Annotated in this window: 16 protein-coding genes and 1 tRNA gene; 10 read left to right on the top strand and 7 right to left on the bottom strand. The window is 65.6% G+C overall.

Annotation, left to right across the window (positions count from 1 at the left end; translation table 11 throughout):
* Window positions 1-865: 865 nt before the first annotated feature.
* A complete protein-coding gene (locus G015_RS0112885) occupies window positions 866-2,077 on the bottom strand; it encodes an MFS transporter (RefSeq protein ID WP_020146853.1) in 1,212 nt (403 codons plus the stop codon).
* Window positions 2,078-2,108: 31 nt separating this feature from the next.
* Entirely contained in the window at window positions 2,109-2,504 is a 396-nt protein-coding gene (gene msrB, locus G015_RS0112880; protein WP_018995058.1) for a peptide-methionine (R)-S-oxide reductase MsrB, read from the bottom strand.
* 105 nt (window positions 2,505-2,609) lie between these two features.
* Between msrB and G015_RS0112875 the strand changes: the two genes are divergently transcribed.
* Genes G015_RS0112875 through G015_RS0112865 form a run of 3 tightly spaced genes read left to right on the top strand, consistent with a single transcriptional unit; the run spans window position 2,610 to window position 7,327 of the window.
* Entirely contained in the window at window positions 2,610-3,686 is a 1,077-nt protein-coding gene (locus G015_RS0112875) for an EAL domain-containing protein (RefSeq protein ID WP_020146852.1), read from the top strand.
* A 58-nt stretch (window positions 3,687-3,744) separates the two neighbouring features.
* Window positions 3,745-5,142, top strand: coding sequence for a glycoside hydrolase 100 family protein (locus tag G015_RS0112870; protein ID WP_018138903.1), 1,398 nt, complete (start codon window positions 3,745-3,747; stop codon window positions 5,140-5,142).
* A 13-nt stretch (window positions 5,143-5,155) separates the two neighbouring features.
* Complete coding sequence (locus G015_RS0112865) at window positions 5,156-7,327, top strand: HAD-IIB family hydrolase (protein WP_020146851.1); 2,172 nt, start codon at window positions 5,156-5,158, stop codon at window positions 7,325-7,327.
* 22 nt (window positions 7,328-7,349) lie between these two features.
* Here the strand turns inward: G015_RS0112865 and coq7 are convergent, their stop codons facing one another.
* A complete protein-coding gene (gene coq7 / locus G015_RS0112860) occupies window positions 7,350-7,988 on the bottom strand; it encodes a 2-polyprenyl-3-methyl-6-methoxy-1,4-benzoquinone monooxygenase (RefSeq protein WP_018995061.1) in 639 nt (212 codons plus the stop codon).
* 81 nt (window positions 7,989-8,069) lie between these two features.
* On the bottom strand, window positions 8,070-9,362 hold the full coding sequence (locus tag G015_RS0112855) for a (Fe-S)-binding protein (RefSeq protein WP_083925140.1): 1,293 nt from the start codon (window positions 9,360-9,362) through the stop codon (window positions 8,070-8,072).
* On the opposite strand from G015_RS0112855, the gene G015_RS0112850 reads away from it, so the two are divergent.
* The 5 genes from G015_RS0112850 (at window position 9,361) to G015_RS0112830 (ending at window position 13,386) form a co-directional block, all read left to right on the top strand.
* Window positions 9,361-10,095, top strand: a complete 735-nt coding sequence (locus tag G015_RS0112850; RefSeq protein ID WP_018138907.1) for a YdiY family protein — start codon at window positions 9,361-9,363, stop codon at window positions 10,093-10,095. The two genes, G015_RS0112855 and G015_RS0112850, sit on opposite strands and share 2 nt — an antisense overlap.
* A 54-nt stretch (window positions 10,096-10,149) precedes the next feature.
* Window positions 10,150-10,455: a ferredoxin gene (locus tag G015_RS0112845; RefSeq protein ID WP_018138908.1), complete on the top strand. Its 306-nt coding sequence runs from the start codon at window positions 10,150-10,152 to the stop codon at window positions 10,453-10,455.
* Between the two features lie 60 nt (window positions 10,456-10,515).
* Window positions 10,516-10,592: transfer RNA gene (locus tag G015_RS0112840), tRNA-Met, on the top strand.
* A gap of 143 nt (window positions 10,593-10,735) precedes the next feature.
* Window positions 10,736-10,945 carry a hypothetical protein gene (locus tag G015_RS0112835; RefSeq protein WP_018138909.1) on the top strand — a complete coding sequence of 70 codons (210 nt, stop codon included), beginning with the start codon at window positions 10,736-10,738 and terminating at the stop codon, window positions 10,943-10,945.
* Between the two features lie 209 nt (window positions 10,946-11,154).
* On the top strand, window positions 11,155-13,386 hold the full coding sequence (locus tag G015_RS0112830; RefSeq protein WP_018138910.1) for a hypothetical protein: 2,232 nt from the start codon (window positions 11,155-11,157) through the stop codon (window positions 13,384-13,386).
* Window positions 13,387-13,429: 43 nt separating this feature from the next.
* On the opposite strand, the gene G015_RS0112825 is transcribed toward G015_RS0112830, so the two are convergent.
* The 3 genes from G015_RS0112825 to G015_RS0112815 are packed head-to-tail and all read right to left on the bottom strand — an operon-like array spanning window position 13,430 to window position 16,334.
* Window positions 13,430-14,443, bottom strand: a complete 1,014-nt coding sequence (locus tag G015_RS0112825; RefSeq protein WP_018138911.1) for a M14 family metallopeptidase — start codon at window positions 14,441-14,443, stop codon at window positions 13,430-13,432.
* A gap of 8 nt (window positions 14,444-14,451) precedes the next feature.
* A complete protein-coding gene (locus tag G015_RS0112820; protein ID WP_020146849.1) occupies window positions 14,452-15,888 on the bottom strand; it encodes a glutamate--cysteine ligase GCS2 in 1,437 nt (478 codons plus the stop codon).
* A gap of 2 nt (window positions 15,889-15,890) precedes the next feature.
* Complete coding sequence (locus G015_RS0112815; protein WP_012983666.1) at window positions 15,891-16,334, bottom strand: hypothetical protein; 444 nt, start codon at window positions 16,332-16,334, stop codon at window positions 15,891-15,893.
* Between the two features lie 144 nt (window positions 16,335-16,478).
* Here G015_RS0112815 and G015_RS0112810 point away from each other — a divergent pair, with 144 nt between their 5' ends.
* On the top strand, window positions 16,479-17,039 hold the full coding sequence (locus G015_RS0112810; RefSeq protein WP_012983665.1) for an RNA polymerase sigma factor: 561 nt from the start codon (window positions 16,479-16,481) through the stop codon (window positions 17,037-17,039).
* Complete coding sequence (locus G015_RS0112805; RefSeq protein WP_012983664.1) at window positions 17,032-17,844, top strand: hypothetical protein; 813 nt, start codon at window positions 17,032-17,034, stop codon at window positions 17,842-17,844. The genes G015_RS0112810 and G015_RS0112805 overlap by 8 nt, the downstream gene beginning before the upstream one ends.
* Window positions 17,845-17,859: the final 15 nt, after the last annotated feature.

Here is a 17,859-nt window from a genome sequence, read left to right as displayed (position 1 = left end):
AGTGTTTACGTGCCTTTGGTCCGCATACTGCCGAGCGCTCACTCGCGAGCGCGCCGCGCCCGTTTTTGATCAACAACGGGCTTTCTTGCTTGCCCAAGAAAGTACCCAAAGAAGGGCACCCGGATTCCGCCCGGGGACCTTGCTCCAGGGCCCTCGGGCCGGCGGCGCTGAAACTCGCTGCGCTGTCGCTTCGCTCAGACAGTCAGCGCCCCCGTTTCTATTTTGAATCGTCCGTCCCGAGGACCCTTCCGCAAGGGGCTTCATACGGGGGGAGAAGGTCAAAACAAGAGCCATTCCCCAACGTTTCGCCCAACTCCGACGCCGTAGGGTGCGGTTGAGCGCAGCGAAACGCACCATCCCAGCGTCCGGGCAACCCTGATGCGATTCGCTACGCTCATCGGCATCCTACCCTTGGCGCCCGCTTGCGGGCGCGGCACGCTATGGCCGTAGGCCGAGCGTGCCGAAGATGTCCGAAGACCCAGCCTCCATCCAGAAGCACGAACATGGGGATCGCCGCTGTTTAGACCTTCACCCCCCGTTGTCGTCGCGCCGAGTGGAGAGGGTTTTCGCGGGAAGAGAGGCGCTGACTGTCTGAGCGAAGCGACAGCGCAGCGAGTTTCAGCGCCGCTCGCGAAAAGCCTCGGAGCGAGGGAAACCCCGGCCCGCATAGCGGGCCGGGGTCGCGGCAGTCGGGCGTGTTTCTTGGATACTTCTTTGCACGAGCAAAGAAGCCCGTTTTTGATCAACAACGGGCGCGGTGCGCTGGCGAGACAGCGCATGGCAGGCGGCGGACCGAAGCCACCGTAAACACCGGATGCCGAACCAGAGCCAGCCACAACAAGACAGGCGGCCCGGCAACGGGAAATCAGGGTTCGGCGCGTGGGGCGGATGAGGCGCGGGTGTCGTCGAACCAGAGCCAGGCGACGGCGATGGTCAGCAGCGCGACGACCGGCAGCATGGCCAGGTTCAGGCCGTCCCAGCCCAGTGGTCGCAGCAGTGCGCCAGCCAGCAGCGAGCCGGCCGTGACCAGCGTGAAGATGGTCAGGTCGTTCACACCCTGGACCTTGCCCTTCTCGGTGGCGGTATGCGTGGTCGTCAGCAGCGTGCTGCCGCCAATGAACAGGAAGTTCCAGCCGACCCCCAGCAGGAACAGCGCCAGCCAGAAATGCCCCAGCGTCTCCCCGTGCGCGGCAACCGCCACGCTGAACAGCACCAGCGCATTGCCGAGCGCCAGGATGCGTGTGACCCCGAGGCGGGTGATCAGGTGGCCGGTCACAAACGAAGGCGCGAACATCCCCAGCACGTGCCACTGCATCACCAGTGCGACCTGACCCATGTCGAAGTCCGCCTGGCGCATGGCCAGCGGGGTCGCCGTCATCAGCAGCACCATGACCGCATAGCCCAGCGCGGCCGCGGTCAGGGCCACAAGGAAGCGACCCTGCGGCAGGATCTCGGCCATGGGCCGGGCGGGCCCGCGTTCCTCTGGCGGCGGCGCCGGCACGCGCAGCCAGGCCAGCAGCGCCATCGCCAGCAGGGCCAGGGCGCCGAGGACCAGGTAGGGTCCGGCCTCCGGCGTGTCCGGCAGCAGGGCCTGGGCATGGTGGGCGTTCCACGGGCCGAGGAAGGCGGCCACGACCCCGCCGGCCATGACCAGCGAGATCGCGCGCGGGCGGAACGCGGGGCTGGCCACGTCGGCGGCGGCAAAGCGGTAGTACATCGCGAACGCCTGGTAGGCCCCCAGCAGCAGGTTGCCCAGCACGAACAGCCAGAAGGCCTCGGCGAAGACCCCGGCCGCCGCCAGCGCGGCGCCGCCGGCCCCGCCCACGCTGGTACCCAGCAGGAATCCGGTGCGCCGCCCGAAGCGCTTCATGAACAGCGAGGCCGGCAGGGTGGTAACCAGGGTGCCGACCATCATCGCGGCCACCGGCAGGGTGGCCAGGGCCGGGTCCGTGGCCAGTCGTTCCCCGACCACCCCGCTCAGCGTCATCACGGTGACCGCGGCGATCAGGAACAGGGCCTGGGCCGTGGCCAGCAGCAGGACATTCACGCGTTCGCGCGGGGTGATCGAAGAGGGCACGGGATTCCTTTCCACGGGAGTGGCGACGTACTCAGGTGCGGGGGCGAAAATCGAGCACGGCGGAGTTGATGCAGTAGCGCAGCCCGGTCGGGGGTGGGCCATCGGGGAAGACGTGCCCCAGGTGCGAGTCGCAGCCCGCGCAGCGGACCTCGGTGCGTTCCATGCCCAGCGAGCGGTCGCGGTACTCGCTCACGGCGTCGGGCGCGGCCGGGGCCGTATAGCTGGGCCATCCGGAGCCGGAATCGAACTTGGTGGTGGAGTCGAACAGCGCGGTACCGCAGGCTACGCAGTGATAGACGCCATCCGCCTTGTGGTCGTGATAGGCCCCGGTGAATGGGCGCTCGGTCCCGCCTTCGCGGGCGATGCGGTACTGCTCGGGTGTCAGGCGTGCGCGCAGGTCGTCGTCGGGATGATCTGGGTTATTCATTGCAGCCTCCGGGTGGTGCTATGGTGCGTACAAACCGAGAATGACCGGGATCGTAGCACTGCCCGGAGGGTCTCGACTGGATACGATGGACCGCTGGAGGTGGTCGTGAGTTGCCCGGATTGCGAACGTATCGATCTCCTGCCGGCGGAATCCGGCACCCTGTATCTCGCGCCGGTTCTGGCGCATACCCGCGCAGTCTTGCGCAGCCGCATGGTGGAGGAACAACTCCCCTGCAGCGAACCCGTCTCCGGCATTCTTGCAATGCCGGTAGACAATAACGGGGGGCTGGGTGACACCCTGGTGCGCTTGGAGCAGGCCTTGAGCGGCGCGGAACAGTCCGGTTGTCGGGCGACCTTCGTCCCGGGCGACGAGACCTTCAGCCTCGCCCATCTGCAGGACACCCACCTGCTGTCCACGCTGATCGCCCGCCACAACGCCCGCGATCTGGCGGCGATCCTCGCGAACGACTCGCTGGACTTTCATTTCCAGCCGATCGTACACGCCGCCCAGCCCGAAGAGGTGTTCGCCTACGAGGCGCTGGTGCGTGCCCGCACGCCCGCCGGCGACGTGATCCCGCCGAATGAGTTGTTCAAGACGGCGCGGGCGGCCGAGCTGCTGTTCCATCTCGACCGCTCGGCGCGGATCAACGCAATTCGCCGCGCCACCGAACGCGGGATCGGGAGTCGGCTGTTCATCAACTTCAACCCCACGGCGATCTACGACCCGGCGTTCTGTCTGGAGACGACGGTGCGCGAGATCCTGTCGCGTCCGGACGGGGATGGTCCGAGCGGTTTCGTGTTCGAGGTGATCGAGAGCGACTACGTGACCGATGTCGATCACCTCTCGCGCATCGTCGATCGCTATCGCCGTGCCGGTTTCCAGGTGGCACTGGACGATCTCGGCGCGGGTTATGCCTCGCTGAACATGCTTTCGCAGCTGCGCCCGGACTACGTGAAGATCGACCGCCAGCTGGTCAGTGGCATCGACCGCGATATCTATCAGCAGAAGATTCTCGGCAAGATCACCGAACTGGCGCGCGAGCTCGAAATCCAGACCGTCGCCGAGGGCATCGAGACGGTGGAGGAGTGGCGCTGGCTCAAGGACCAGGTCGACTACTGCCAGGGGTACCTGTTCGCCCGTCCGGCCGCCGAGCCGCCCATGCCCGTGCATCCGGAGGCCTGAACCGTGGTTTCTCTGGGGCGGTGCACATCCGACCCGTGTCTCCCTTAGACTCAAGGGTATGAACCAGCTTCCGCCCGATGCCCGAAACCCGACGCTGGAGTCCGCCTTCCAGCTTCTTCGTGATGCCGAGGTGCGCTATCAAGGCCGTACGGTGGGGACCGTCGCCAGCCTGGATGCCCGCGCGCCTGCGGACAACTACGCGGACTGCTTTATCCGCGATTTCGTGCCCTCCGGGCTCGTCTACCTGCTGAACGACGAGCCCGAGGTGGTGCGCGACTTCCTGTCGCTGATCCTGCAAATCCGCGATACCCAGGAAGAAATCGAGGGTCACCGCCGTCTGCCGCGCGTGATGCCGGCGAGCTTTCGCGTGTTCACCGACGAGAACGGTCGCGAGGGGCTGGCGGCCGATTTCGGCGATCGCGCGATCGGCCGTGTGGCCCCGGTGGATTCGATGATGTGGTGGGTGCTGCTGCTGCGCGCCTATCAGAACCGCACCGGAGATCACGACTTCATCAAAAGCCAGGATGTGCAGCGCGGCATCCGGCTGATCCTCAGTATCTGTCTGCAGGACCGTTTCGAGGTCTTCCCGACCCTGCTGGTGCCGGACGGCAGCTTCATGATCGACCGGCGCATGGGCGTGTTCGGCCACCCGCTGGAGATTCAGGCGCTGTTCTACGGCATGCTGAAGGCCTCCTTGGCGATGCTGGAACCCTGCGATACCGACTCCGAGCAGCTCTGCGAGCAGTCCGCGATCCGTACCCGGCAACTGTCCGATTACATCCGCCACTACTACTGGCTGGATCTCGAGCGACTGAACCACATCCACCGCTACCGTACCGAGCACTTCGGCCACGAGTCGGAGAATGCGCTGAACATCTATCCCGAGAGCATCCCTGACTGGCTGGTGGACTGGCTGCCCTCGGAGAGCGGGTATCTGGTCGGCAACCTGGGGCCGGGGCGGATGGATTTTCGCTTCTTCAGCTTCGGCAATCTGCTGGCGGTTCTGTTCGGGCTGGCCGACGAGCGCCAGTCGCGCTCGATCATGCAGACCTTCGAGCAGCGCTTCGAGGACCTGATCGGGACCATGCCGGTGAAGATCTGCTACCCGGCGATGAGCGGCGAGGAATGGCGCCTGCTGACCGGCTCCGACCCCAAGAACACGCCATGGTCCTACCACAATGGTGGCAACTGGCCGGCGTTGCTGTGGGCGTTTACCGGTGCCGCGTTGCGGGTCGGGCGCCCGGATCTCGCGCGCAGCGTGCATGCAGTGGCGGCCGAACGGCTGCATCGCGACGACTGGCCGGAGTATTACGACGGCCGTCACGGCCGGTTGATCGGTCGGCGCGCCAACTATCAGCAGACCTGGTCGGCTACCGCCGTCCTGGTTTCACAGGCCCTGCTCGACAACCCCGATACCATGAGCCTGTTCGACAGCCCCGAACCCGAATTGCCATGAGGCATGTGCGTCCATGAAAAAGACCCAGAGCAAGGCCCGTGATGGGGAGGGCCTGTACCTCGTCCTGATCAGTGTCCACGGCTTGATGCGGGGGCGGGATCTGGAGCTGGGGCGCGACGCCGACACCGGTGGGCAGACGCTGTACGTAGTCGAGCTGGCGCGCGCGCTGGCGCGACACCCGCAGGTGGGGCGGGTCGATCTGCTCACACGGCGCATTGTCGACAGCCGGGTCGTGGACGACTACGCCGAACGCGAGGAGCCACTCGGCGACGGCGCCTTTATTGTGCGTCTGGATTGCGGACCCAAACGCTACCTGCGCAAGGAAAAGCTCTGGCCCTATCTCGACTGCTTCGCCGACAACGCCCTCGGGCATATCCGCGAGGTGGGGCTGCGCCCGGACGTGATTCACGGGCACTACGCCGATGCCGGGCATGTGGCGGTGCGCCTGTCCAACCTGCTGGGCGCGCCGATGCTCCAGACCGGGCATTCCCTGGGTCGGGTCAAGCGCGAGCGTCTGCGCGAGGGCGGGATGTCCGACGACGACATCGAGTCGCGCTATAACATCGCCACCCGCATCCACGCCGAGGAAGAGGCCCTGGCCCATTCCCATCGGGTGATTGCCAGCACTCGCCAGGAGATTGGCGAGCAGTACGCGACCTACGACAACTACCAGCCCGAACGCATGGAGGTGATCCCGCCCGGGACCGACCTCGAACGCTTCTACCCGCCCAAACGCGGCCAGCGCAAGCCGCCGATCTGGCCCGAGATCCGGCGGTTTCTGCAAAAGCCGGATCGCCCGCTGATCATGGCGCTCTCCAGGGCCGACGAGCGCAAGAACATCCGCGCCCTGGTCGAGGCCTACGCCGGCAACGAGTGGCTGCGCGAGAACGCCAATCTGGTGATCGTGGCCGGTAATCGCGATGACATCCGCGACCTCGACAAGGGTGCGCGCGACGTACTGAAGGACCTGCTGCTGCGCATCGACCGCCACGACCTCTACGGCCACGTGGCCTACCCGAAGCACCACAGCCCCGAGGACGTGCCGGACCTCTACCGCCTGGTCGCGTCCAGCAAGGGGGTGTTCGTCAATCCAGCGCTGACCGAGCCGTTTGGCCTGACCCTGATCGAGGCCGCGGCCAGCGGGGCCCCGATCGTCGCCACCAATGACGGGGGGCCCGAAGAGATCATCTCGCGCTGCCACAACGGGTTGCTGGTCGACCCGCTGGACCCGGAAGGGATCGCCGATGCGATCCAGGGCATCCTCGCGGACCGCCCGCGCTGGCAGCGCTATTCGCGTGCGGGCCTGAAGGGCGTGCGCCAGCACTACTCCTGGGACGGACATGCCGAGAAGTACGTGAGGCTGGTCAAAGCGCTCAGCAAGGAGGTGCGCCAGACACGGCGCGAACAGCGCTCGACCTCCGGTCGGCTGGCCAAGGCCGACCGTGCCGTGATCACGGACATCGACAACACCCTGCTGGGCAACGACAAGGCCACGCGGGCCTTTGTCGCCTGGCTCAAGCGCCACCGCAAGCAGGTGGTATTCGGTGTGGCCACGGGCCGGCGGCTGGATTCCGCCGCGGCCGTGCTGGAAGAGCACGGGGTGCCCGCGCCGGACGTCTGGATTACCTCGGTGGGCAGCGAGATCCACTACGGGGCGGAGCGGACCGAGGATCGCGGCTGGGCACGGCACATCAGCCACCGCTGGGAGCCCGACCGCCTGCGCGAGTGCCTGCTGAAGGTGCCCGGGCTGGAGCTGCAGCCCAAGGAGGACCAGCGGGCGTTCAAGGTGAGCTTTTTCGTCGATCCTCCGGGGGAGCTGGATGCCGAGAGCATCGAGACCCGCCTGTACCGCGAAGACCTGCACGCCCGCGTGATCTACTCGCACAAGCGTTATCTGGATCTGCTCCCGGTGCGCGCCTCCAAGGGGCTCGCGGTGCGCTACCTGTCCGACAAGTGGGGCATCCCGCTCGAACATGTGCTGGTGGCCGGGGACTCCGGTAACGACGAGGATATGCTGCGCGGGCGGCTGCTCGGGGTCGTGGTCGGGAATCACCAGCCGGAGCTGGAAGGGCTGCGCGGATTCCAGCGCATCTTCTTTGCTGACGCGACCTATGCGCGCGGTATCCTCGAGGGCATCGAGCACTTCGATCTGCCCAACCGCTGCGACATCCCGGCCGACGAATAGCCCCGGTCCTCCGGGGCAGGTCTCAGATCCAGTAGGCGGTGCGTGTCATCACGGTCGAGGTGAGCGGCATCAGCACGTTGCGTACCGGCCAGGGGGGTGGCTTGCCGCCCAGCGCCATCGCATGCGCCCCGTGTTCCACCTCGTCCTGCTTCATCTGCTCGAGGATACGGGCGGAGGTCTCGTCGCTCTTCGGCAAGCGCTCCAGGTGGCGGTCCAGGTGGCGCTCGACCTGACGCTCGGTCTCGTCGACAAAGCCCAGGCTCCAGGCATCCCCCGCCAGGCCCGCCACGGCGCCGAGCCCGAATGATCCGATGTACCAGAACGGCCCCAGCAGGCTGGTGTGGCCGCCCAGTTCGTGCACACGCTGCGCGCACCAGTGCAGGTGGTCGCCTTCCTCGCGTGAGGCCTGGTCCAGGTGCTCGCGGATCTGTGGATTGCGCGCGGTCAGCATCTGCCCCTGGTACAGACCCTGGGCGGCAAGCTCGCCGGCATGGTTGACCCGCATCAGGCGCGTCGACAGCTGGCGGTCTTCCTCTTCCAGGTGCGGCCAGTCGTCGCCCCCGGGCGACGGACGGCCGGTGGAGCGGGCGTGGCCGGCCACGACCTTGACGAAGGCATCGGCCTGGCCGATCAGGTGATCCAGGGGGCTGAGTTTGCGCATGGTGGTGCCTGTTTCGCAGGGAATGGTTCCAGGGAAACACTGATCAGTGTTTCCCTAGCGTAACGCAAGCGATTGCGGCCGTCAGGTCCGGGAGGGGCCGGAGCCGAGCCGACTGGCGAGAAAGCGGGCCGGCGAGAGGATTGGCGGGCCCCCGCAGTCGTCCGCCAGGGCACGCAGGTGGACGCTGCAACCGACGTTTGCGCTCACGATCACATCCGGGGCATCGGCGGTCAGCGCATCCAGCGTGGCCGCGCCCAGCCCGTCGGACATCTCCGGCAGCGCAAGCATCGCGGTGCCACCCGCACCACAGCAGTTCGGGGCACCGGACACGTCCGTCAGGGTGACACCTGGCAGCCGTTGCAGCAGTGCGGTCAGATCGCGGGTCTCGTGCGTCACGTTGCGCAGGGTGCAGGGCAGGTGCAGCGCGACGCGTACCGGGCTGTCGCGCCAGGTCGGAGGCGCGGGCTCGGCCTTGATGTGGTCGCTCAGGAACCGGGTCAGGCTCATGCTGCGCTCCCCCTGACTGCCCTCGGGGGTTTCCCGCAGTGTGGCCTCGCAACCGCTGTCCAGCGCGATCACGGGCATCTCGCCGGCCAGGGCCTCTGCGTTTCGCTGTTGCAGGGCGCGCGCGGCCTGTGGCCGCCCACCATGCTGTTCCAGTGCCCCGCAGCAAACCTGGTCGCGTGGTACCGCGACCCGGAACCCCAGCGCGTTCAGTACGGCGAGCGCGGCCTCCAGGTCCGGTCCGGTAAAGAAACGATCCATGCAACCGGTAAACAGCAGGGCATCCGCGTGTTCCGGGGCCACGGTGTCCGCCAGTCGCGGCGCCGGGGCGAGCGAGGCACGGGTATGGTCCAGGGTGCGCCACAACCGCTGTCCGGGGCGCAGCCAGCGCTGCACCCCGGTCTTCTGGGCGATGCGGGCGGCCATGCCACCGAGGGCGCGCAGTGACTCGTGGCGCAGAGCCGAGGCCTGCAGGGACTGGCGCCAACGGGCGGTGGCGGGGCGGTCCTCCTGCGGGTTTTCCTCCAGGATCTCGTGTGCGCGATCCATCAATGCGCCGAACGGTACGCGTGCCGGGCAGACGGCCTCGCAGCTGCGGCAACCGAGACAACCCTCCAGGTGTTCGCGCAGGCGGGGCGCCTGTGGCTCCAGTCGGCCCTGGGCCAGCCCCTGCATCAGGGTCAGGCGCCCGCGCGGAGAGTCCCCTTCGACTCGGTGCCAGGCATAGGTGGGGCAGTGCGGCAGGCACAGCCCGCAGTGGACGCACTGGTCAGCCGCGGAAAGACCCTGAAACCGGGGCGGTTGGTCCGACGCACCGAGGGGCTTTGCTAGGGTTTCGTCCCCATTACTCTGTCCCGGGAGAGGTTTCATGCTGCGTTTTGCCCACCCTGTTCGTTCCTCGCTTGCCCTGTTCATGCTGGTGAGCATACCAGCCCTGCCCGCCATCGCCTGGGATGCCGAGGGCTGGGAGACCAGTATCGAGCTCGGGGCATCCAAGACCACAGGGAACACCGAGTCGACTACGGCCAATGCCCGCTTCCGCTCGCAGCACACGGCGGAAGAATGGCGCAATCGGCTGCGCCTGGACGGGTACTACCACGAGGAAGACGACGACACGACCGGGCAGCGCTATGTCGGCAGTTACCAGCTGGATCGCAAGTTGGGCGAACACGATTACCTGTTCGGTGCTGCACGCTACGAGCGTGACCGGTTCAGCAGTTATGTGTACCAGAGCTCGCTGACTGGCGGTTACGGTCGCCGGCTGGTGGATCGCGAGACCGTCAAGCTGGACGCCGAAGTGGGTGGCGGTATGCGGCAGTACAAGCAGCGCATCGAGGGCAGCACCGAACGCGAACCCGTGGCACGCTTTGGCGGCAACTTTCGCTGGGACTTCTCCGAGAATGCGCGCCTGACCGACGAACTCCTGATCCTTTATGGTTCGGACAACACCGAGATTGAAAACATCCTCTCGCTCACCGCAGACATGACCAGCCGGCTGGCACTGCGCACCAGCTTCACGGTCAAGCACAACACCGATGTCGAGCCGGGTACCGAGAATACCGACACCATTACCGACGTGAGTCTGGTCTATCGCTTCCAGTAACCGGATCTTTCGCACCCCGCGCTATGATGCGCTGATCGAATGACGGAGCACACGATGGGCTACTACGAACGCCACATCTTCTTCTGCACCAATTGCCGCGAAGACGGCAACTGCTGCGAGGACCACGGGGCGACCGAGATGCGCGCCTACGCGAAGGATCGCGCCAAGGCGATGGGGATCCACGGCAAGGGGCAGGTGCGGGTCAATACCGCCGGCTGCCTGGACCGTTGCAACGAGGGCCCGATCGCCGTCGTGTATCCCGAGGGTGTCTGGTACACCTATCACGACGAGCACGATATCGACGAGATCCTCGAGGAGCACCTGAAGAACGGACGGGTGGTGGAGCGCCTGCAGATCTGACCCGCTTCGCGCATCTACTTGACTTTGGGTGGGCAGCTCCGGAGAATTCGCAACCCGCGTGGCTACGTAGCTCAGCTGGTTAGAGCACATCACTCATAATGATGGGGTCCCCTGTTCGAATCAGGGCGTAGCCACCACCGTCTTCCCGAAAGGGGCTGCTTCTGCAGCCCCTTTTTTGTTCTGGGGGGGGGCTGCGCCGGTTTGTTGCTGGTCTTTCAGGGCTCGGCTAGACTGCGCCCCGGCCGTCCCGGCTCATTGGGACCAACATCGGACGAACTCCATGAAACGTTACGGAATCCGCATCCGCCTGCCGGAAGGCAGCACCATGGCCATGCCGCACCTGCTGGGGCCCGACTGGGAGTCCTATCGCTGGTATGACAGCGAGCAGGCGCGCGAAAAGGCCCTGGCCGACATGCAGCGTGATCTGCCGAATTACCGCAAGGGTGATCATGTCTCCCAGGTGCTCGAGCGCGTCGAGCGCGACGGCTGAGTTTTCCAAGACGATGCTTCCCCGTGTCGTCCGTCTTTAGTATGACGACCCGCCGGCCCGTCGAACGCTTCTGCATCGCGTGATACTCCGCCATACGTGGCCGGTCGGCCCGTGCCTCCTGTCTGGTTGAAACCCCGCCCTCGCCATGCTTTAGTGCGAGGCGCAAGGAACCAGCGCTCATTTTTGGCGATTCATACAGGAGTACAGGCATGTCCACGTCCAACCCCAGCGATACCACGCCGGAGAACCCGCCCGAGGATGCGGACAACGTCCTGACTGAAGGGGTCGTGGCGCCACCGTCGCGGCCGCGCATGGCCATGCCGGCCGCGGGTGCCAGTCGCGCGTCGATGCGCACCACCCAGGATCGCGCAGAACCGCACTACTTTACCGAGCGCGACCTCGACCGGATCCTCGAAAATCTCGATCACCTGCGCAGCACGGTATTCCCGCGACTGACCAAGGGGAGCGCCGCCGACGAACACAAGCAGCAGTGCTTCCCGTCCGTGTGCCTGATCGGTGTTGGCCGGTGCGGCTCCAACGTCGCCCTCGATGTGGCGGCGCTGGTTCACAGCGCGCGCTCGGAATACATGCGCGAGCTGGACAACGAAGAAAATGGTGGCCGCGAGAAGGAGATGCGGCCGCTGCGCTGGATTCGCAAGAGCCTGAACCTGCCGCCGTCCAATGCGGTGAAGCCGGTATTCCTGATCGAGCCGATGGTGATGCTGGGCGATCTCGACAAGGACATCGAGGGGCGCATCCGCTTCTCCAGTCGTGCAGGGCAGGACAACTTCATCGATAACTACAACAAGATGAAGATCATGGATCTGTCCGAGGTGCATGCCGGCGGGGCCGGTAACGCGCCGATCCTGGGCCAGTACCTGGCGCGCATCATCCTGAACAAGGACACCGATCAGTTCTCCAACGAGGACTGGAAGTTCATCCACTCCTATCTGATCGATTCCTGCGGGATCAAGGCCAACCAGTCGCGGCTGTACTTCTACATCTTCAGCGCCGGCGGCGGTACGGGCTCCGGCATGGCCTCGGAATTCGGGCTGGCGCAACAGTACTCCTACATGCGCAAGACCTTCGACCCGAAGCTGGAAAAGCGCGACAAGGCCAACCGCGACCACTCGTTCGTGTTCGAGCCGATCTTTGCCGCCGGTATCTGCATCCTGCCGAACATCCAGGACAACCGGGTGGAGATGTCCGAGGCGCTGCACATCAATGCCGGGCGTCTGCTGTGCAAGTATCTCGCGGAGGAATGGGATTTCTCCTACAACTTCGAGGCCGAGGAGACCCGCGACGAGGACATGATGCATCGCATCCGCCCCTGGAACGCGATGATGCTGATCTCCAACGACATCATGCGCTACGCGGAGGAGACCGACGACGGCAATATCCGCAACGTCGATGTCAACGCCATGGAGAAGTACGCCAACCAGTACATCTCCCAGCAGATCTTCAACATCCTGACCGCGCAGGCGGTCACCACGGACTACGATGAAGACTACTTCCGCCGTGCGGGGGTCGACATCGGCGAGACGATCCGCCTGGATGCGAACGATCTCTTCATGAGCCTGGCGGGGCCGGTGGCCGTGGCCTACGCGGAGTCCGAGGTGGCGACCGGCGAGCAGGCCCCGGTCGGGCAGGGTTCGCTGGATATCGATGACCTGTTTTATCGCTCCATCGATCTGCCGCATTTCAACAAGCAGACCGAGGCGATCGAGGGCATCAGCCTGCTGCCGATCGATGCCCCGCGCTACCGCGAGGCCTTGAAGAAATACAAGGAGTCGAGCATGGACGCGGTCCATCTGCGCGACCTGCACTTCTTCAAGAACTGCTCGTCTATCGTCACGATCCTGTCGCTGCCCAAGGACTACAAGCTGTCCTACATGGACCTGAACCGGCTGAAGACGCACCTGAACGGGCTGTTCCCGAACACCACGCTCAAGCGCTACGCCCTGGTCATCGGGGCCTCGGCCAACCTGTCGCTGACCACCCTGGTGGTGAAGAGCCCCTGCCTGTCGGACGACTTCCTGACCCTGTTCGTTGCCTACATCAAGCGCTGCTTCGCCAATGACAAGACCCGCTTCGATGACACCCTCGACCATGCGGTTCTGGACCTGATCCGGGCCGAGGAATTCGACGAACAGCGCGTGGACGACATGCTCAACGAGTTCGAGAACCCGACGCGCATCCTTGATACCAATTGGTACGCGATCAAACCGATGTACGAGAAAAAATATCGCGAGATGTGCAGCGACGAGCAGAGCTTCGTCTCGATCAATGACATCCGGCTGAGTCGAGAGAACGTCAAGCAGGCGATTCGCTATCTGCGCGAAATCTACCGCCACCGCACCAGCAAGACGCAGATCATCAGCCTGAACGACGGCAAGACCGGTACGACTGCGACCAAGCGCCGGACCAGCAGCAAGAAGTAAGAATGTTGGGGCTGCCCCTGAGGCGTCAGGGGCAGAGCGCTCGTCAAGGCAGGGCCAGGGGCTCCATCAGGTAGCACAGGCAATCCTGTGCGATTACCCGTGAATCCAGCGTCAGCATCGACGGCATCGCCGCGCGCTTGAGCTGGATCTCGTCGCCATGCGTCTCCAGATATTGAGCGGTCACCTCGCTTCCGTCCTCGGCAATCGCGACCAGCGGGCTGTCGACCTCGGGGCGGATATGCACCAGTGTCGAGCGGGCCGGGAGCAACTGGAAGTTCAGGCGGTCCAGGTCGGGTTCGAGCCGGACATCGTGCTGGGCGTCCAGCCCGGCCTGCAGCCCGGGTCGTACGCGCACCTGGGCCACGGTGTGGAAGATCTCGATATCGCCGGCGCGTGGCGGATGCTCCGGAAAGTGATCCAGGTGCAGCACCGCGTCCAGCATCTCGAAGGCGTGCTGGATGCCTGACTCGTCATTCGGCGGGCCACATTCCAGCGTCACCGAGGGGGCGATACGCGCCAGGGCCATCGAGGCGACGCCGCGCGGGCGCGTGAAGTAAACCACTGTGCGCCCGAACAGCGCCGCCAGGTTCATGAAGGCCGGGTCCAGGCGGTTGATGCAGGCGTAATGTGGGTTGCGCCCGGTGTTGTTGTGCAAATCGACCGCGGCGAACAGCCCGCGCTGTTCCAGGCGGCGACAGACCTCGGCGAAGCGCTCGGCCTCCGGCGATCCCGCCTGCTCGGTACCGGGCCAGATGCGATTGAAGTCCGGTTGCTCGTCGAGATGGCGCTGGCTGACGGCCGCGGCGCGCGGGTTGCCGATGATCAGCGTCAGTGCCCGTGGCAGGGGCTTCCCGGTGTAGTGTCGCAGCAGCTGCTGGACCGCCTGCAGGCCCACGGGCTCGTTGCCGTGCAGCAGAAGGACGACCGCGACCGCCGGGCTGCGTTGCCCCTCCAGGTGGATCAGTGTGGGCTCCGGTACGCACTCGTGCAGGTTCTGCGGGGTGGCGTCGAGAAAGCCATCAGGCAGTTCGTGGAGTTCGGGCAGGTCTTGGGTCATGGGTCGAATCAGAGTCCCCAGGTGTGGACCGGCGAGCCGGTGTTTTGCCAGCCGCGATAGGCGCGCACGAGGCCGGACCAGTCCCGACCATGACGCTCGACCCAGTCGCGCTGCCACTGGGTCCCGGTCTGCCGCGTGGCCGTGCGCGCCGCGATAATTCCGAGCAGGCTGTTGGCCTCGGCGGGGTCCACGCCCAGACGCTCGAGTCCCGCGGCGGCCCGCGGCAGCAGGTGCCGCCGAATCAGCCGGGGGGCCGGCTCCGGCTCCGCGTGTCCCCAGCGCAGTCTGGCATCCAGCCCGTAGCGCGCGGCATTGTAGAAGTTGTCGCGTGCCTCCGAGAAGGGTGTGCCCAGCGTGCCGTCGGGCGATCCGTGGATCAGGTGTTCGGTCAGTCCCATCGCGAACGCCGTGTTCGCCAGCATGTCGATCAGCGTGGGCCCGGCCGGCAGACAGCGGAACTCCAGCCGCAGGTTGCGGTGGCCGCGGTCGTCGACGCCCACGATGGGGCGCGTCCAGCGCCAGATCGTCCCGTTGTGCAGGGCCAGATGGCGCAGCTCCCGCGACGGGGCATCGAGCCTGGCCGGCAACAGCACCGGAAAGTGCTCCAGATTCTCGGTAAAGAGTTCGCCGATCGAGTGATGCAGGTACCCCGTGCCAAAGGTCACGCGTCGGATCGGGCCGCGCGCGCTGTCGGCAAAGCCACCCACCTCGACCGATTGTTCGAACACCGGGATGCGGCTCTCGCACCACAGATCATGGCCGAACACAAACGGGGTATTGCCGGCTGCGGCCAGTACCGGGGCGCTGGCCACCAGGCTGGCGTTGTAGGCGCGGTGGGCGACTGCTGGACGGGTCTCCGTGTGGACCTGGAACGAGGTGGCCAGGGCCTCCAGCATCACGTCGCGGTGGGCGTGCTGCAGATGTTCGCGCCCGACGATGTCGAGCTTGAGCGGCCGTTGTGCACGTTGTTCCAGCACCGCCGTGTTCAGTGCGCGGTAGCGCGCCTGGGGCGACATGTGGTGCAGGCCGAGGTCCTCCGGCTGGATGGTTGGGAGCGTGCCGGCCATCAGCAGCTCGGCCTGATGGTGGCGTGCGGCGCGGCGTGCCTGGCGCAGGGTCTCGTTCAGCTCCGAGAGGATCGCCGCAAAGCATCCGGGGCCTACCTGGAAGACCGACGAGTTGAGCTCGAGGTTGAACTGGGCGAGTTCCAGCGTGGCCAGGGGGCTGTCCATCGATTCGAGGACCCCCTGGTTGACCGGCAGGGGGCGTCCGGCCGCATCGCAAAGCCAGGCCTCGATCTCGAACCCGAGTCGTGGCGGGACTTCGGGGCCATCCGTCTGCTGTTCCAGCCATTCGTGCAGCAGCGCCGTCTCGCGACCCAGGGCGGCGCGAAAACGCTCGTAGTCCTGTGCGTTGAAGTGCTCGTCGGCGATCTCCTGGCCCAAAGTCAGTCCTCGTCCGGCGCGTCGTCGTAGAGGCTTTCCAGGAGATCACCCCAGACCTGTTCGTGCTGTTCGAGGAAGGTCAGTAGCGCCTTGCGAAAGGCCAGGTAGTCGGCCTCGAAGGCCGCGAAATCCTCGCCCCCGTTCAGCAGCTTCGCCGCCCGGTCGGTCTGCTGCAGGCTGTCGCGCAGGTTGAGCGCGGCCGCCATCGCCCCCTTCACGCGTTCGCGCTCGTGCGGAATCCAGGCGCGGTCGGACAACAGCGACCGCAGGTTCTCGCCCAGCTCCAGCAGGCGCTTGCGCAGGCGGGGTACTGCCCCGATCGTCCCGGTCTTCAGGTCGCCCCAGACGGCATCCGTGATCAGACGCGACCAGCGCTCGCGCAGGTCACGGGTGGTCTCCGGGTCGAATGCAAAGGAGGCTTCCAGTTGTTGCGGATCGAAGGGCATTGGGTATCCTGAGGCTGGGGATTCGGGACGCAGGCCACAAAGAGAAGGGCCTGGACCGGAATAGCGCTGCGTGGGGTAGCGTCCTACAAGGTACAAGAACAAGCAAGGCCGCACGTACGGCCCTGCGGATGGAGGAAATACAACATGGCGACCTGGTTCGCACAGAGGCGGTTGCGCCAGAAGGTCTGTGACCTTCGACCGCAAATGTACCGCATGGCCTTTGCCTGGTGTCACGACGCCGCTTTGGCCGACGACCTGGTGCAGGAAGCGATGATGAAGGCCCTGACCCGGCTGAAATCGCTGCAGGACGAGAGCGCCCTGAAGGCCTGGGTGTTCCGCATCATGACCAACTGCTACCGGGACTGGGGACGGCGGCAGAAGGATACGGTGGACGTGGACAGCATGGAGCTGCCCTGCGAGGACTGTCCGGAGATGCAGACCGAACGCAACCGGATGGTGTCGGATGTCCACCGTGCGATGGCGCAGTTGAGCGCGGATCATCGACAGGTGGTGTCGCTCGTGGACCTGGAGGGGTTCGCATACGCAGAGGTCTCGGAGGTGCTGGATGTGCCGATCGGGACCGTAATGAGCCGCCTGAGCCGGGCTCGGGCGCAACTGAAAAAGGTGCTGTTGGAACAGCAGGCCGACCAGGGGCAAGCGGCTGATGGACCCCATCTTCAGGTAGTGAGGAATCGGCATGGCTGAACACCGTCTCAATGCGCAGGATCGCCCCAGCGAGGAGATTCTCAATGCGTTCGTCGATGGCGAATTCTCGCCCGAGGATCGCCTCAATACACTGAAGCTGATCTCCTCCAGCGAGCGCCTGAGCCGAGAGGTCTGCGATATGCACCAGCTCAAGGAGCTGGTGGGCATGGCCTACGAGGACCTTCCCACGGCCCAGTCAGGCGGCGGACGCTGTCGTATCTCCCGATCATCACGTACCCACTGGTTCCCGTCGATGGCGGCCGGGGTGGTGGCGCTCGTGCTGGGGTCCCTGGCGGGTTACGAGATTACGCGCGATGCCGGATTCCTCGGGAGTGGCGAACCAACCGCCTGGATCGGTGGTGATGCCGGCGAGACGGCGCTGATTGCCGGTAGCGATCAGGCCGATGGTTCCGCGCCGCAGGTCGTCGCGGCGACCGAGACTGACCAGATCCTGCTGCATATCAACGAGGCCGACCCGAAATCCATGGCCGAGCTGCTGGACGACATCGAGGCGATGTACCGCGACGCGGCGGCCGATGGTCGCGAGCTGAACGTGCAGGTCGTGGTGCACAACAACGCGATGGATTTCCTGCGCACGGACCGGGCTCCGTATCCCGAGCGGGTTGCGGCGCTCAGCCAGGAGTATGCGAGCCTGCGTTTCACGGCCTGCACCCAGACCCTCGATCGTCTGGCCCGCGAGGAGGGTGGCACGGTGGACATCCTCCCGCAGGCCGAACGGATCGATTCCGGCGTAGCCGAGGCCGCGCGCCGTCAGGCCGAAGGCTGGATCTACATCAAGGTATGATCGCGCCAGTCGCAG

Source organism: Thioalkalivibrio sp. ALJ15 (genome assembly GCF_000383695.1).
Lineage (GTDB): Bacteria > Pseudomonadota > Gammaproteobacteria > Ectothiorhodospirales > Ectothiorhodospiraceae > Thioalkalivibrio.
This window is presented reverse-complemented; position numbering and strand designations above follow the sequence as displayed.

Excerpts from the sequence above, each read along its gene's own strand:
- G015_RS0112845 (WP_018138908.1), top strand. The coding sequence starts at position 10,150 with ATGGGCTACTACGAACGCCACATCTTCTTCTGCACCAATTGCCGCGAA.
- G015_RS0112865 (WP_020146851.1), top strand. The coding sequence starts at position 5,156 with ATGAAAAAGACCCAGAGCAAGGCCCGTGATGGGGAGGGCCTGTACCTC.
- G015_RS0112835 (WP_018138909.1), top strand. The coding sequence starts at position 10,736 with ATGAAACGTTACGGAATCCGCATCCGCCTGCCGGAAGGCAGCACCATG.
- coq7 (WP_018995061.1), bottom strand. The coding sequence starts at position 7,988 with ATGCGCAAACTCAGCCCCCTGGATCACCTGATCGGCCAGGCCGATGCC.
- G015_RS0112810 (WP_012983665.1), top strand. The coding sequence starts at position 16,479 with ATGGCGACCTGGTTCGCACAGAGGCGGTTGCGCCAGAAGGTCTGTGAC.
- G015_RS0112855 (WP_083925140.1), bottom strand. The coding sequence starts at position 9,362 with ATGAAACCTCTCCCGGGACAGAGTAATGGGGACGAAACCCTAGCAAAG.
- G015_RS0112825 (WP_018138911.1), bottom strand. The coding sequence starts at position 14,443 with ATGACCCAAGACCTGCCCGAACTCCACGAACTGCCTGATGGCTTTCTC.
- G015_RS0112815 (WP_012983666.1), bottom strand. The coding sequence starts at position 16,334 with ATGCCCTTCGATCCGCAACAACTGGAAGCCTCCTTTGCATTCGACCCG.
- G015_RS0112805 (WP_012983664.1), top strand. The coding sequence starts at position 17,032 with ATGGCTGAACACCGTCTCAATGCGCAGGATCGCCCCAGCGAGGAGATT.
- G015_RS0112870 (WP_018138903.1), top strand. The coding sequence starts at position 3,745 with ATGAACCAGCTTCCGCCCGATGCCCGAAACCCGACGCTGGAGTCCGCC.
- msrB (WP_018995058.1), bottom strand. The coding sequence starts at position 2,504 with ATGAATAACCCAGATCATCCCGACGACGACCTGCGCGCACGCCTGACA.
- G015_RS0112850 (WP_018138907.1), top strand. The coding sequence starts at position 9,361 with ATGCTGCGTTTTGCCCACCCTGTTCGTTCCTCGCTTGCCCTGTTCATG.
- G015_RS0112830 (WP_018138910.1), top strand. The coding sequence starts at position 11,155 with ATGTCCACGTCCAACCCCAGCGATACCACGCCGGAGAACCCGCCCGAG.